At 72.4% G+C, this 13,341-nt stretch carries 15 protein-coding genes; 8 read left to right on the top strand and 7 right to left on the bottom strand.

Features of this window, described 5'->3' with window-relative positions; genetic code table 11:
• Nucleotides 1-13: 13 nt before the first annotated feature.
• From rnpA to AC4H2S_RS03275, 7 genes are all read left to right on the top strand, one after another.
• Nucleotides 14-367 (top strand): ribonuclease P protein component, encoded by a 354-nt coding sequence (gene rnpA / locus AC4H2S_RS03305; RefSeq protein ID WP_491495533.1) that lies wholly within the window; start codon nucleotides 14-16, stop codon nucleotides 365-367.
• Entirely contained in the window at nucleotides 364-618 is a 255-nt protein-coding gene (gene yidD / locus AC4H2S_RS03300; RefSeq protein WP_491495532.1) for a membrane protein insertion efficiency factor YidD, read from the top strand. Before rnpA ends, yidD begins: the two co-directional genes overlap by 4 nt.
• A complete protein-coding gene (yidC, locus tag AC4H2S_RS03295) occupies nucleotides 619-1,593 on the top strand; it encodes a membrane protein insertase YidC (protein WP_491495531.1) in 975 nt (324 codons plus the stop codon).
• Between the two features lie 65 nt (nucleotides 1,594-1,658).
• A complete protein-coding gene (locus AC4H2S_RS03290) occupies nucleotides 1,659-2,240 on the top strand; it encodes a Jag family protein (RefSeq protein ID WP_491495530.1) in 582 nt (193 codons plus the stop codon).
• A gap of 50 nt (nucleotides 2,241-2,290) precedes the next feature.
• Nucleotides 2,291-2,989, top strand: a complete 699-nt coding sequence (gene rsmG / locus AC4H2S_RS03285) for a 16S rRNA (guanine(527)-N(7))-methyltransferase RsmG (protein WP_491495529.1) — start codon at nucleotides 2,291-2,293, stop codon at nucleotides 2,987-2,989.
• A 304-nt stretch (nucleotides 2,990-3,293) separates the two neighbouring features.
• A complete protein-coding gene (locus AC4H2S_RS03280) occupies nucleotides 3,294-4,232 on the top strand; it encodes a ParA family protein (protein ID WP_491495528.1) in 939 nt (312 codons plus the stop codon).
• Nucleotides 4,233-4,245: 13 nt separating this feature from the next.
• Nucleotides 4,246-5,244, top strand: a complete 999-nt coding sequence (locus AC4H2S_RS03275) for a ParB/RepB/Spo0J family partition protein (RefSeq protein ID WP_491495527.1) — start codon at nucleotides 4,246-4,248, stop codon at nucleotides 5,242-5,244.
• Nucleotides 5,245-5,440: 196 nt separating this feature from the next.
• On the opposite strand, the gene AC4H2S_RS03270 is transcribed toward AC4H2S_RS03275, so the two are convergent.
• Both AC4H2S_RS03270 and AC4H2S_RS03265 read right to left on the bottom strand, forming a co-directional pair.
• Nucleotides 5,441-6,208 (bottom strand): lysophospholipid acyltransferase family protein, encoded by a 768-nt coding sequence (locus AC4H2S_RS03270; protein WP_491495526.1) that lies wholly within the window; start codon nucleotides 6,206-6,208, stop codon nucleotides 5,441-5,443.
• A gap of 47 nt (nucleotides 6,209-6,255) precedes the next feature.
• The gene (locus AC4H2S_RS03265; RefSeq protein ID WP_491495525.1) at nucleotides 6,256-7,470 is read right to left on the bottom strand and encodes a pyridoxal phosphate-dependent aminotransferase; all 1,215 of its coding nucleotides are present in this window, start codon (nucleotides 7,468-7,470) and stop codon (nucleotides 6,256-6,258) included.
• 42 nt (nucleotides 7,471-7,512) lie between these two features.
• Here AC4H2S_RS03265 and AC4H2S_RS03260 point away from each other — a divergent pair, with 42 nt between their 5' ends.
• Nucleotides 7,513-8,157, top strand: coding sequence for a GNAT family N-acetyltransferase (locus AC4H2S_RS03260; RefSeq protein ID WP_491495524.1), 645 nt, complete (start codon nucleotides 7,513-7,515; stop codon nucleotides 8,155-8,157).
• An 8-nt stretch (nucleotides 8,158-8,165) separates the two neighbouring features.
• Here AC4H2S_RS03260 and trxA read toward each other — a convergent pair whose 3' ends face one another.
• From trxA to AC4H2S_RS03235, 5 genes are all read right to left on the bottom strand, one after another.
• The gene (trxA, locus tag AC4H2S_RS03255; protein WP_277395305.1) at nucleotides 8,166-8,489 is read right to left on the bottom strand and encodes a thioredoxin; all 324 of its coding nucleotides are present in this window, start codon (nucleotides 8,487-8,489) and stop codon (nucleotides 8,166-8,168) included.
• Nucleotides 8,490-8,580: 91 nt separating this feature from the next.
• Nucleotides 8,581-9,600, bottom strand: coding sequence for a thioredoxin-disulfide reductase (gene trxB / locus AC4H2S_RS03250; RefSeq protein ID WP_491495523.1), 1,020 nt, complete (start codon nucleotides 9,598-9,600; stop codon nucleotides 8,581-8,583).
• A gap of 98 nt (nucleotides 9,601-9,698) precedes the next feature.
• Nucleotides 9,699-10,439, bottom strand: a complete 741-nt coding sequence (locus tag AC4H2S_RS03245; RefSeq protein ID WP_491495522.1) for a hypothetical protein — start codon at nucleotides 10,437-10,439, stop codon at nucleotides 9,699-9,701.
• An 82-nt stretch (nucleotides 10,440-10,521) separates the two neighbouring features.
• A complete protein-coding gene (gene sigM, locus AC4H2S_RS03240) occupies nucleotides 10,522-11,178 on the bottom strand; it encodes an RNA polymerase sigma factor SigM (protein ID WP_491495521.1) in 657 nt (218 codons plus the stop codon).
• Nucleotides 11,175-13,316, bottom strand: a complete 2,142-nt coding sequence (locus AC4H2S_RS03235; RefSeq protein WP_491495520.1) for a protein kinase family protein — start codon at nucleotides 13,314-13,316, stop codon at nucleotides 11,175-11,177. The genes sigM and AC4H2S_RS03235 overlap by 4 nt, the downstream gene beginning before the upstream one ends.
• Nucleotides 13,317-13,341: the final 25 nt, after the last annotated feature.

Genomic DNA, 13,341 nt, shown 5'->3' with positions numbered 1-13,341 from the left:
CACGGCGCCCGCCGTGCTCTCCGCTGCCCACCGCCTAACCACCGCTGACGACTTCCGTCGCACGGTGCGCCAGGGGCGGCGCTCCGGCTCCTCGACGCTCGTCGTCCACCTCTGGGTGGATCCCGACGCAGCGCGAGCGCCGGTGCAGGTGGGGTTCACGGTCGGCAAGTCCGTGGGCAACGCCGCCACGCGCAACCGTGTGAAGAGACGACTCCGGCACCTGACCCGGGAGCACCTTCCTGCACTGGAGGAGCTCCCGGGTCGTGCTGCGCTCGTGGTCCGGGCGCTCCCGGCCGCGGCCGATGCGTCGTACGCCGCCCTCGGCGCCGATCTGGCCCGTACGCTGAGCAGGGTGAGCACCCCATGAAGCACCTCCTCATCGGGTTCATCCGCGCCTGGCGCTTCGCGATCAGCCCGCTCTACGGCCAGGTCTGCCGCTACCACCCGAGCTGCTCGGCCTACGCGCTGGAGGCCGTCACCGTGCACGGCGCGCTGCGCGGCACCTGGCTGGCCGCCCGTCGTCTGGTCCGCTGCCACCCCTGGGCGGCCGGCGGCTACGACCCTGTTCCCTCCCGCGCCGGCTCGGCCGCGGAGTCCCCTGCAACTCGAGGAGCATGAGTGCTCGACTTCTTCGGTGCCATCGGCGGCGCGATCATGGCCCCGCTCTACTACGTCATCTCCGCGGTGCTGGTCGGCTTCCACAAGCTGTTCGGCTCCCTGTTCGGCGAGACGTCGGGTGTGGCATGGGTGTTCTCGATCATCGGGCTGACGCTGGTCATCCGGATGGCGCTGATCCCGCTCTTCGTCAAGCAGATCAAGTCCAGCCGCAACATGCAGCTCATCCAGCCCAAGGTGCGCGAGCTGCAGAAGAAGTACGGCCACGACCGTGAGCGTCTCGCGCAGGAGACGATGAAGCTCTACAAGGACTCGGGGACGAACCCGTTCGCGTCCTGCCTGCCGATCCTGCTGCAGATGCCGATCTTCCTGGCGCTGTTCCGCCTGATCGACCAGGCCGCCAAGGACCCCTCGCACGAGCGCGGGCTGATGACCGAGCAGCTCAACACGCAGTTCGGCGACGCGATCTTCCTCGGCGCCAAGATCTCCGACACCTTCCTCAACACCGACGACATCGGCGTGCGGGTGCTCGCCGCGGTCCTCGTGCTCGCCATGACGGCGACGACGTTCCTCACCCAGCGCCAGCTGATGAGCAAGAACATGCCGGCCGACGCGCTCTCCGGCCCCTACGCCCAGCAGCAGAAGATGCTGCTCTACGTGCTCCCCCTCGTCTTCGCCGTGGGTGGCATCGCGTTCCCGGTCGGCGTCCTCTTCTACTGGACGACCTCCAACCTGTGGACCATGGGCCAGCAGTTCTACGTCATCCGCAACAACCCCGCGCCGGGCACGCCCGCGGCCGAGGCCAAGGAGCAGCGCGACCGTGCGAAGGCGGCGCGCAAGGGCCAGAAGACGCCCGCCCAGCTCGAGGAGGAGCGACTCGCGGCGGAGGCGGAGGCACGACGCGCGGAGAAGTCGCAGACGCGCCAGCAGCCGCAGCGCCAGACCAAGGCCCAGCGCACCCAGAAGAAGAAGCGCTGATCCAGACTTCCCGGGACGGCGACCCTGCGGACGCCGTCCTCCGTGATCGAGAGCAGGAGACACACGTGAGTGAGCAGCTGACCGACGGCGAGACCGAGACCACCGAAGCCACCGAGGCCACCACTGACGGCGACGCCGCAGCGACCAGCGACGACGCCGCCGGCGCCGAGGGGACGTCTCGCCCGTCGAAGGTCGAGCGCCTCGAGCACGAGGGCGACATCGCAGCGGACTACCTCGAGGAGCTCCTCGACATCGCCGACTTCGACGGCGACCTGGACATGGACGTCGAGGGCGACCGGGCAAGCGTGCAGATCGGCGGCGCCGACCTGAGCCAGCTCGTGGGTCGCAACGGGGAGGTCCTGGAGGCGCTCCAGGAGCTGACCCGCCTCGCGGTCTACCGCGAGACGGGTGAGCGCTCGCGCCTGATGCTCGACATCGACGGACATCGCGCGCAGCAGCGTGAGCGCCTGGTCGCGCTGGCCGAGACGTCCATCGCCGAGGTCAAGGAGTCGGGCCAGCCGGTGTCGCTGGAGCCGATGAGTGCGTTCGAGCGCAAGGTCGTCCACGACGCGGTCGCCGCAGCCGGCCTGACCTCGGAGTCCGAGGGCGCGGAGCCCAAGCGGCACGTGGTGATCCTCCCCGCGTGAGTGACGACGTTTCACGTGAAACACCCTCCGTGCCTTCCGAGGCGCGGAGGGTGTTCGCGTCCGACCGGCTTCCGCTCGCGGAGCGCTACGCCGAGCTCCTGGCGACCGAGGGCGTGGTGCGAGGTCTGATCGGCCCACGCGAGGCGCCCCGCCTCTGGGAGCGCCACCTGCTCAACTCCGCCGTCCTGGGCGAGGCCGTCCCCGACGGGTCGTCCGTGTGCGACATCGGCACCGGTGCCGGCCTCCCGGGATTGGTGCTCGCCATCGCGAGACCCGACCTCGAGATGACGCTGGTGGAGCCGCTGCTGCGACGCACGACGTTCCTCGACGAGGTCGTCGCCGAGCTCGCGCTGGGCCACGTACGTGTGGTTCGCGGCCGGGCCGAGGACCTGCACGGCGCTGGGACGTACGACGTCGTGACGTCCCGCGCGGTGGCGCCGCTCGACCGCCTGCTCGGGTGGTCGATGCCGCTGGTGGCCCCCACCGGGGCGCTCGTGGCGATGAAGGGCCGGTCGGTCCGCGACGAGGTCGAGGCCTCGCGTGCGGTGCTACGTCAGTGGCGCTGCGGCGAGCCCGAGGTGTTCGAGGTCGGCGTCGGGCTGGTGGATCCGCCGACCACCGTGCTCCGGGTGCCGTGGGCCGATCCCGGCCGGATAGGTTGGCCCCTTGCCCGCGGGCGCCGGTCCTCCCCCCACAGCAAGCGGCCCGTGCGCGGGGACCGACGAGCAACCAAGCGAGAGGTGAGCTGAGTTGAGCCACGGCCCCGACGACGATGTGAACCCCGGCACCGAAGACGCCCCCGGAGGCGCCCCCGACGACGCCTCCGACTGGCGCGTCGGGGATCGGCCGTACCCGTTTTCCACCGGTGGGGAGGCCGCGCCTGAGCGGGATTATCCACAGTTCGGTGTCAGTCATCCACAGAATGGGGACGACCGGCCCGGGTCGTTGGCCCCGGCCGAGAACGATGTTTCACGTGAAACGACAGCCGCTGGACCAACCGGTGCGTCGACCTCGTCCGAGGACGTTTCACGTGAAACCAGCCCGACATGGCAGGTGCGGACCGCCGGCGAGCTCGCCGGACAGGACACCGACTTCGCGGACCACGCCACCCCGCTGGCCCAAGCGGCGCAACACTCCGTGCTCGCGCGGACGGGCGGACTGCGCCGGCAGGGCGTCCCGCGTCCGGAGGCGACCCGCGTGATGGTCGTGGCCAACCAGAAGGGCGGCGTCGGCAAGACGACCTCGACGGTCAACGTCGCGGCTGGCCTGGCCCAGCTCGGCCAGAGGGTGCTGGTGATCGACCTGGACCCGCAGGGCAACGCGTCGACGGCGCTCGGCATCGACCACCACCGCGGTGTCCCGTCGACGTACGACATGCTGGTCGAGGGTGCCCCGTTGGCCGACGTGATGACCGAGTGCGCCGACCTGCCCGGCCTGTGGGTCGTGCCGGCCACGATCGACCTGGCCGGGGCCGAGATCGAGCTCGTCAGCGTGGTGGCGCGCGAGCAGCGACTCGACCGCGCCATCGCCGCCCACCCGCTGGTGGGCAGCGCGGGCGAGGCCGGCGACGAGCGGTTCGACTACGTGCTCATCGACTGCCCGCCGTCCCTCGGGCTACTCACGCTCAACGCGCTCGTCGCGGGGCGCGAGATGTTCATCCCGATCCAGGCGGAGTACTACGCGCTCGAGGGCCTGGGCATGCTCCTGGAGACGGTGGAGATGGTGCGCCAGCACCTCAACCCCCGCCTGACCATCTCCACGATCCTGCTCACGATGTACGACGCCCGCACCCGGCTGGCGGCGGGCGTGGCCGAGGAGGTCCGCGGGCACTTCGGCGACCAGGTGCTCAAGACCGCGGTCCCGCGCTCGGTGCGCGTCTCGGAGGCGCCGTCCTACGGGCAGACCGTGATGACCTACGATCCGGCGTCGGCGGGAGCACTCTCCTACCTGGAGGCCGCCCGGGAGATCGCGACCAAGGGAGCAGCTACATGATCGAGGGCCAGGCATGAGCGCCAACGCACCGCGCCGCGGACTGGGCCGCGGCCTGGGGTCGCTGATCCCGACGACGCCGAGCCAGCCCGCTCCTCGTCCGCCCGGCGCCAGCACACCGGCATCGTCGTACGAGGACCCCGGGCCGGACGCCACTGCGGGCGTGGACCTCGCCGCGGGCGCGGACGCACCGGCGGGCAGCGTGGCCGGCGCCTACTTCGCCGAGCTGCCCATCGCGCAGGTGCGCCCCAACGCCCGCCAGCCGCGCCAGGTCTTCGAGGAGGAGGCGCTCGCCGAGCTGGTGCACTCCATCCGCGAGGTCGGCCTGCTGCAGCCGGTCGTCGTGCGCCGCACGGGCGAGGACACCTACGAGCTCATCATGGGCGAGCGCCGCTGGCGGGCCTCGCAGCAGGCCGGGCGCGACACGATCCCCGCGATCGTGCGCGAGACCGACGACGAGGACATGCTGCGCGACGCGCTGCTGGAGAACCTCCACCGCTCGCAGCTCAACCCGCTCGAGGAGGCCGCAGCCTACGGCCAGCTGCTCGAGGACTTCGGCTGCACCCACGAGGAGCTCGCCCAGCGCATCGGCCGCTCCCGCCCCCAGATCTCCAACACGCTCCGGCTGCTCAAGCTCTCGCCGGCCGTCCAGCGACGCGTCGCCGCCGGTGTGCTCTCCGCCGGGCACGCGCGGGCGCTGCTGTCGGTCGACGACGCCGCGCTCCAGGACAAGCTCGCCGCCCGGGTCACCGCTGAGGGCATCTCGGTGCGCGGCCTCGAGGAGATCGTGTCGGTCGGTGTCGAGGAGGAGGCGCCCCGCGTCCGGCGCAACAGGCCCGTCGCCCCCGGCCTCGGCGAGCTCGCCGACCGGCTGTCCGACCGGCTCGAGACGCGGGTCAAGGTCGACCTCGGCAAGGCCAAGGGCAAGATCACCGTCGAGTTCGCCAGCCTCGACGACCTGCGCCGGATCGTCGACATCATGGACCCGCGCAACCGGGACGACCGCCCGATCTGACGGCCCCGGCGTCGGCGGGGCCCATGCCGCCGGTCGGCCTGCCGCCCGTGGAGTTCGCGCGCGAGTTGCGGACATCTCGGGGCATGCAAGCCCCCAGAAGTCCGGGTTTCCCCGCCTGACCGGGGAATCCGCAGCGGGCAATGTCGACAAAGCAACATGTCGCCGTGTCGACCAAGCGACATGACGACAGGTCGCTCTAGCGCTTAGCCCGCTTTTCGGCGCGGCGACGTGCCCGGTCGCGCCTCTCCTCGGCGTCGAGTCGCGCGGCCTCCTCGAGCGTGGGCGCGCCGCCGCCCATGGAGGCGGGGAGCCACCACGAGCCGGGCGGCTGCTCGGCGGCCGGGTGGGCGGTGATCGTCTCGCGCAGCAGCTGCGACATCCGGTCGTGGAGCCGCGCGGTGTCGCCCACGGGGTCGTCGCCGGTCGGCAGCATCGGCTCGCCCACGGTGATCGAGATGGTCCGACCGCGGGAGAAGTCACGCGGGTGGTCCTTGGTCATCATCCGCTGGGTGCCCCAGAGGATGACGGGCACGAGGGGGACGCCCGCCGCGGCGGCGATGCGGACGGCGCCGGTCTTGAACTCCTTGAGCTCCATCGCACGCGAGATCGTGGCCTCGGGGAAGATCCCGACCGCCTCGCCGCGCTGGAGCAGGTCGACGGCCTCGTGGAAGCTGTCGAGCCCCTCACCCCGGTCGACCCGGACGTGGTGCATCGAGCGCATCACCGGTCCGCCGATCCGGTGGTCGAAGATCTCGCGCTTGGCCATGAACCGGACCAGCCGGCCCGACGGGTGGGCCGCGAGCCCGCCGTAGATGAAGTCGAGGTAGCTCACGTGGTTGAAGGCGAGCAGCACGCCGCCCTCGCGGGGCACCTGCTCGGTGCCGGTGAGCCTGAAGTCCTGACCGAGCAGGCGGAAGGCCGTCTTGGCGGTGACGATGATCGGGGGGTAGGTCACATCGCGCATGGCGAGGAGCCTAGGGGTCCCGCGGGCGGCGCCGCGAGCCATCGTGATCAGCGTCGCGTGGCGAGGAAGTCGGCGATGCGGCCGATGGCCTCCTCCAGCACCGCCGCCTCCGGCAGCGTCACCAGCCGGAAGTGGTCGGTCTCGGGCCAGTTGAACCCGGTGCCGTGCGTGACGAGGATCTTCTTGGCCCGCAGCAGGTCGAGCACGAGCTCCTGGTCGTCCTCGACCTCGTAGACCTCCGGGTCGAGCCGTGGGAAGCAGTAGAGCGCCCCGCGCGGCTTGACGTTGCTGACGCCGGGGATCTCGTTGAGGAGCCGGTGGGCGAGCATGGACTGCTCGTAGAAGCGCCCTCCGGGGCCGATGAGCTCCTCGATGGACTGGTAGCCGCCCAGGGCGGTCTGGATGGCGTGCTGGGCAGGCACGTTGGCGCACATCCGCATGTTGGCGATGAGGGTGAGGCCCTCCAGGAAGTCGGTCGCGATCTCCTTGGGCCCCGAGACCATCACCCAGCCGGCGCGGTAGCCGCACACCCGGTAGGCCTTGGACAGCCCCGAGAACGTCAGGCACAGCACGTCGTTGCCGCCGTAGGTCGCCGCGTGGTGGTGCACGGCGTCCTCGAACAGGATCTTCTCGTAGATCTCGTCGGCCATCACGACGAGCTGGTGGCGCCGCGCGATGTCGACGAGCGCCTTGACGGTCTCCGCGCTGTAGACGGCGCCCGTGGGGTTGTTGGGGTTGATGATGACGATGGCGTGGGTGTTCTCGGTGATCTTGGCCTCGACGTCGGCGAGGTCGGGGTTCCAGTCGTCGGTCTCGTCGCACCGGTAGTGCACCGGGATGCCGCCGGCGAGCGTCACCGCCCCGGTCCAGAGGGGATAGTCGGGTGCGGGCACCAGGATCTCGTTGCCGTCGTCGACGAACGCCTGGAGCACCATCGAGATGAGCTCGGAGACGCCGTTGCCGATGAAGATGTCCTCGACGCCCACGTCGCGCAGGCCACGTGACTGGTAGTAGTGCATGACCGCGGTGCGCGCCGACCAGATGCCCTGGCTGTCGGCGTAGCCCTGCGACTGGGGCAGGTGGTGGATCATGTCGGCGAGGATCTGCTCGGGCGCCTCGAAGCCGAAGGGGGCGGTGTTGCCGATGTTGAGCTTGAGGATCCGGTGGCCCTCGGCCTCGAGCCGCTGTGCCTCCACGAGGATCGGCCCGCGCACGTCGTAGCGGACACCTTGCAGCTTCTTGCTCTGTCGGATCGGGCGCACGCCTCATCCTCTCAGGCGCGATCGCGGACTAGCATCGGAGATGTGTCCCGCAAGACCGTGCACCTGACGGTCGACCACCTCCGCGAGCTGGCCGACCCGGTGCGGTCGTGCGTGTTCTGGGAGCTCACGCCGGTCGAGCGCTCGCGCCTCGACGAGGCCGACCGGGTCGCCGAGAAGGAGCGCTGGCTCGCGTCGGTGCTGCGCGAGTGGGGCCCGTGCGGGCGCGTGGTGCGCGTCGACGGGCGCACGGTCGGGCACATCGTGTACGCCCCGGCGACCCGGCTGCCCGGGGCCGCGGCGCTGCCGACCGCACCCGGCTCGCCCGACGCCATCGTCGCGGCCACCGCCTGGGTCGAGCCGTCGCTGCGCGGCAGCGGCCTGGGGCGTCTCCTGGTCCAGTCGATGGCCGCCGACCTGGTCGAGCGCGGCCACACCGCCATCGAGGCCTACGGCGACACCCGGGGACACACCGTGGGCTGCGTGCTGCCGGCCGACTTCTGGGGGCGGGTGGGATTCACCGTCCAGCGCGCGCACCCGACCACGCCTCGCCTGCGCATGGACCTGCGCACGACGCTGAGCTGGAAGGACGAGGTCGAGCTCGCGCTCGAGAAGGTGTGGGGGGCGGTGCGCCCCACACAGAAGGCGACCCGCCCGATCGGATCGGTGCGGGTCGCCTCGCGCGACTGAGATGCGGCTCAGATGATGCCGTCGAGCTCCTTGAGGAGCGCAGCCTTGGGCTTGGCCCCCACGATGGACTTCACGACCTCGCCGCCCTGGTAGACGTTGATGGTCGGGATGCCGGTGACCCGGTAGGACGACGGCGTGACGGGGTTCTCGTCGACGTTCATCTTGAGGAAGGTGAGCTTGTCGCCGTGCTCGGCGTTCAGCTCGTCGAGGATCGGGGCGACCTGGCGGCACGGGCCGCACCACTCGGCCCAGAAGTCCACGAGGACCGGCTTGTCGGACTTGAGGACCTGCGCCTCGAACTCGGCGTCGGTCACGGCGGCGATGTTGCCCACGGGTGTGCCTCTCTCTCGGTGCTGTTGCTGCGACGGAAGTCAGTGCTCATCTGAACACGCGGTCGGGAGCGGATGTTCCCGACCGCGCTCCTCAGAGGCCCGCGGTCTGCACCCGGTCGGTGAGCGCGTCGATCGCGACGTCGTCCTGCGCCTGGCGGGCCGTCGCCCCGGTGTGGTCGAGCTCCGCGAGGTAGCGCTCCGCGTCGAGCGCGGCCGAGCAACCGGTGCCGGCGGCGGTGATGGCCTGCCGGTAGTGGTGGTCGACCAGGTCGCCGGCGGCGAACACGCCGGGCAGGTTGGTGGCCGTGGAGGGGTGCCGGACCAGCACGTAGCCGTCGCCGTCGAGGTCGACCTGGCCGGTGAGCAGCTCCGAGCGCGGGTCGTGGCCGATCGCGATGAACAGGCCGGTGGCCGGCATCTCGCGGGTCTCGCCGGTGACGGTGTCCTTCAGCGTGATCGACTCGAGACGGTCGCTGCCGTTGATGCTCTCGACGACGGAGTTCCACTCGATCTCGAGCTTGGGGTCGGCGAACGCCCGCTCCTGCATGATCTTGGACGCGCGCAGCTCGTCGCGGCGCACGATCAGCGAGACCTTGGAGCCGAAGCGGGTGAGGAAGGTGGCCTCCTCGATGGCCGAGTCGCCACCACCGACCACCGCGATGTGCTGCTCGCGGAAGAAGAAGCCGTCGCAGGTCGCACACCACGACACCCCGCGCCCGGAGAGCTCCTCCTCGTTGGGCAGGCCGAGCTTGCGGTAGCCCGAGCCGGTGGCGAGGATCACCGCGCGTGCGGTGTAGGTCTCGGTGGCGGTCTTCACGACCTTCACGTCGCCGGTGAGGTCGACCTCGACGACGTCGTCGGAGACCAGCTCGGCGCCGAAGCGCTCGGCCTGGGCACGCATCTCGTCCATCAGCGCCGGGCCCATGATGCCGTCACGGAAGCCGGGGAAGTTCTCCACCTCGGTGGTGTTCATCAGTGCGCCGCCGGCGGTGACCGAGCCCTCGAGGACGAGCGGGTTGAGCGAGGCGCGGGCCGCGTAGACGGCGGCCGTGTAGCCCGAGGGGCCCGAGCCGATGATGATGACGTTGCGCGTCTCGGTGCTGGTGCTCATGAGTGGTCAGTGACTCCTGCAGGATCGACTGGTCGGGATGGGCGGTACGCCATCCTCAACGGATCGTAGGGGAGTGTTGTTCCGCAGCGGGAGGGCACTCAGGGCGCGGGCAGTGTGAGGGTGCGCACCGGCTCGCTGACCCCGCACACGTAGACCTCGGCCTGCTGGGCCGTGCCGTCGGGCTTGCGGAAGACCACCACACCGGGCTGGCCGTCGACCTCGGCCGCCAGCCGTCGACCTCGGCCCAGGTCCGGCAGGTCGCAGCCGCTGAGCGCCCCGGCCGAGCCGAGCGCTCGGTGGCGGGCGGTGGCCTGACCGCGCAGCGCCAGCAGCTCGTCGTCGAGGCGGGCGTCGGCCGAGGAGAGGGTGGGACGACCCGCGAACGGCGTCGCGGCGGTGCTCTTCAGCGACTCGGGGGCCTGTGCGGCGCCGGCGCTGTCCCTGGCGCTGTCACCGGCGCGGTCGTCGCCGCTCGCGTCGCTCCTCGGGGCGGGCGACTCGGCGATCGAGCTCTCGGACGGGGACCCGGCGGTCGCGTCGTCGGAGCCGCTGCGGGGCAGGGCCTGGCCGATGGCGACGCCGGCGACCACGACCGACGCCGCGGCCAGCAGCCCGATCCCGGCGCGGCGCCGCCGGCGCGAGCCGATGTCGACGATCCGTCCGGGCGAGGCCTCCGTCTCCGCGCCGGTGCCGCGCTCGGCGACGAGGGAGGCGAGGGCGTCGTCGAGGCGCGCGACGACGTCCGGGGGCGTCGGAGCGTCGTGGCGCGCGTCGGCGAGGAGGCGGCGTACGGCCTCCTGCTCGGGCGGGAGCCCGGAGGGCCCGGAGTGATCGGTCATCGGTGCTCACCTCCTCGGGCGGCGCGGCGTGGTCACGGTCAGGGATCTGCGATCCGGTGGGGGATCGGGGTCAGGGAGGGGGTCAGGGCGCGGGCGGTCCCCGCGGCCGCACCCGTGGTTGGACGGGACCCTCGGGTGGCGGGTTCCCGTGGGGCGGGTCACCGGCGGGATGGTGGAGGTCGGCGAGCATCCCGGCCAGCTTGGTGCGCCCGCGCGAGCAGCGGGACTTCACCGTGCCCTCCGCGCACCCGAGCATCTGGGCGACCTCGGCGACGGGGTAGCCCTCCATGTCGACCAGCACGAGCGCCGCGCGCTGCTCGGCCGGCAGGCTCGCGAGCGCGTCGAGCACGCGCCGGCGGCGCTCGGAGTCGACGGCGACCTCGTCGGGCTGGACGTCGCGCGCGGCGGTGGCCACCACGGTGCCGCGGTCCTCGACGTCGTCCGGCAGCGCCTCGAGCCGCCGGATCCGCGCCGACCGGATCCGGTCGAGGCACGCATTGACCACCACCCGGTGCAGCCACGTCGTGACGGCGGCCTCGCCCCGGTAGGAGCCGGCTCGGCGGAACGCGGCGATCATGCCGTCCTGGAGGCCGTCGGCGGCGTCCTCGGGGTTGCCCATCGTGCGGAGGGCGACCGCCCAGAGTCGGTTGCGGTGCCGGGCGAACAGCTCGCCGAAGGCGTCGGCGTCGCCGGCGACGTGGGCCTGGAGCAGTGCCTGGTCGGAGCGCTCGTCGCTCACCCGAGCACCTGCACCTCGGTGATCGTGCCGCGGAACCCGTCGTCGACCTGGGGCAGCAGGGTGAGCCAGACCGTGACGTAACGCCCGGACACCGCCTCGTCGAGGTCGATCACCAGCTCGCCGGTGCCGGACGTGGTGCCCACCGGCGTGAGCTCGGAGACTCCGGTGGGCGGCTCGGAGGTGACGTAGGCCGCGAGGGAGGTCTGCCCACCGGTCGTGGAGACGACCACCCGTCGCACCGCCTTGGTGCCGCCGAGGTCGACCACGAGGCCGACCCCGGTCTTGAGGCCGGCCGGGCCGAAGTTCTGCTCGTAGGTCGAGGTGGACCACGAGGTGGCCGGGTCACCGTCGAGGACGTTGGGCACCGAGTCGGGGTTCTCCTCCTGTGGCGCTGCGCCCTGCGGGTCGAAGTCGTCGGCGGTCAGGTCGGCGAAGGGCGTCGGCTCGGCGGCGCTGGGACTGGCCGTGGCGCTCGGCTCGTCGTCGGAGCCGGGCGTCGGTGGCTTGAGCCCGAGCTGGTAGGCCGCGACGGCGGCCACGCCCACGAGCAGGCAGATGCCCATGATCAGCGCGAGCCGGATCCACCTGCGCCCGGGCACCTGGTCGCCGGTGTCGTCGAAGTCGCCGGTGTCCCAGTGGTCGTCGGACCAGGACCCGGACGCCCACGACCCGGTGTCGCGCCCGAGCGCGCGCACGCCGGAGTCGCTGGAGGGGTCACGGCCGGCGCCGGTGCCCGCGTCGGTGCCCGAGTCCCACGGCCAGTACGACGAGTCGGTGAGGGCGCGGCTGCCGGGGCGCGGCCGGCGTACGGGCTGGCCGTCGGGCGGGTCGGGGGCGAAGAGCGGCTTGGGCTCCGGCTCGGCGAGCGGCGGTGGCGGCGCGGGCCGCTCGGCCCGGGCGCGCAGCCAGTCGACCTCGTCGACGTCGTCGTGGAACACCGGCATCCCCGCCTCCGTCGGCAGGTCGGTCACCGAGGGCGCGGGGTCTGGTGTGGCGGCCGGCGCGGGGTCGGGTGTGGGGTCGGGTGTGGGGTCGGGTGTGGGGTCGGGTGTGGGGTCGGGTGTGGGGTCGACCGCGGGCGCGAGCGCGTGGTCGGTGGCCGAGGGGCCGGCGTCCGGCTCGGTCGCGGGGTCGACCGCGGCGTCGACCTCCGAGGCGGACGGGACCACCAGCTCCATCTCGGTGCGGGTGCCGTCCTCGACGTCGGTGGCGGCGCGGGCGCCGGCATCGGGGGCGAGATCGGGGGCGAGATCCGGGCTGGCAGCCGGGGCGGGATCGGGCGCGGTCGCCACCGCCGGCGGCGTGGTGGAGACGGGAGGCAGCGACGAGGTGGCGATGGGACGTACGGGGTGGAGGGGGTGGGCCGGGACGTGCGTGCCGGTCGTCTCCCCGACGTGCTCGAGGAGCAGGTCGCGCACGGTGCGGGCCGAGGGTGGCGTGGCGTCCTCGCGGTGGGGGTTGAGGACCTGGTCGCAGAGCGCGTCGAGCATCCGCGGGATGCCGGCGCGGACCCGGCGCGGGCGCAGCACCTGTCCGTGCACCTCGGGTGCGGGGGGCAGGGTGGAGGGCGACACCCCGGCCCACTTGCCGGTGAGCGCGCAGTAGAGCAGGCCCACCAGGTCGACGTCGTCGACGTGGGCCCGTCCGGGCGGGAGGCCGCGCAGGGCGGCCTCGACCCCGAAGCCGATGATGCGCACCTGGCCGTGCTGGTCGACCAGCACGTGCTCGGGGGTCAGGCAGCCGTGGGCGAGCCCCGCCTCGTGCGCCCCGACGAGGCTGTCGGCCACCTCGGCGACGAGCCAGGCGGCCCGGCGGGGTGGGATCGGCCCCTCACGGGTGAGCAGGATGTCGAGGGAGTCGCCCTGGCCCCACTCGTTGACCACGAAGCAGCGGCCGTCGGCCTCCTCGGCGTCGAGCACCCGCAGCAGTCGCCGGTCGATGACCGGGCCGGTGCGCCGGGCCGCGTCGAGGAGCGGCTGGGCCCGGTCGTCGTCGCGGCCGAGGATGTGGACGGCGACCGGGCGGTGGAGCACCAGGTCGTGGGCCCGCCAGAACCGGCCGGCGCCCGCCTCGGCGAGGAGGTCGTCGAGGCGGTAGCGCCCGGCGAGGACGTCACCGGCCTGCATCGACGCAGCCACCGCTCACCCCCACCTCTCCTCACAC

This window comes from Nocardioides sp. Z13_37, from assembly GCF_058355585.1.
Note: the sequence above shows the minus strand (reverse complement) of the source record. Positions and strands in the feature narration are given on the sequence as shown.

Bases quoted from the DNA above. Each gene is read 5' to 3' on its own strand.
- yidD (WP_491495532.1), top strand. From the start codon at position 364: ATGAAGCACCTCCTCATCGGGTTCATCCGCGCCTGGCGCTTCGCGATC.
- AC4H2S_RS03275 (WP_491495527.1), top strand. From the start codon at position 4,246: ATGAGCGCCAACGCACCGCGCCGCGGACTGGGCCGCGGCCTGGGGTCG.
- AC4H2S_RS03270 (WP_491495526.1), bottom strand. From the start codon at position 6,208: ATGCGCGATGTGACCTACCCCCCGATCATCGTCACCGCCAAGACGGCC.
- trxB (WP_491495523.1), bottom strand. From the start codon at position 9,600: ATGAGCACCAGCACCGAGACGCGCAACGTCATCATCATCGGCTCGGGC.
- AC4H2S_RS03245 (WP_491495522.1), bottom strand. From the start codon at position 10,439: ATGACCGATCACTCCGGGCCCTCCGGGCTCCCGCCCGAGCAGGAGGCC.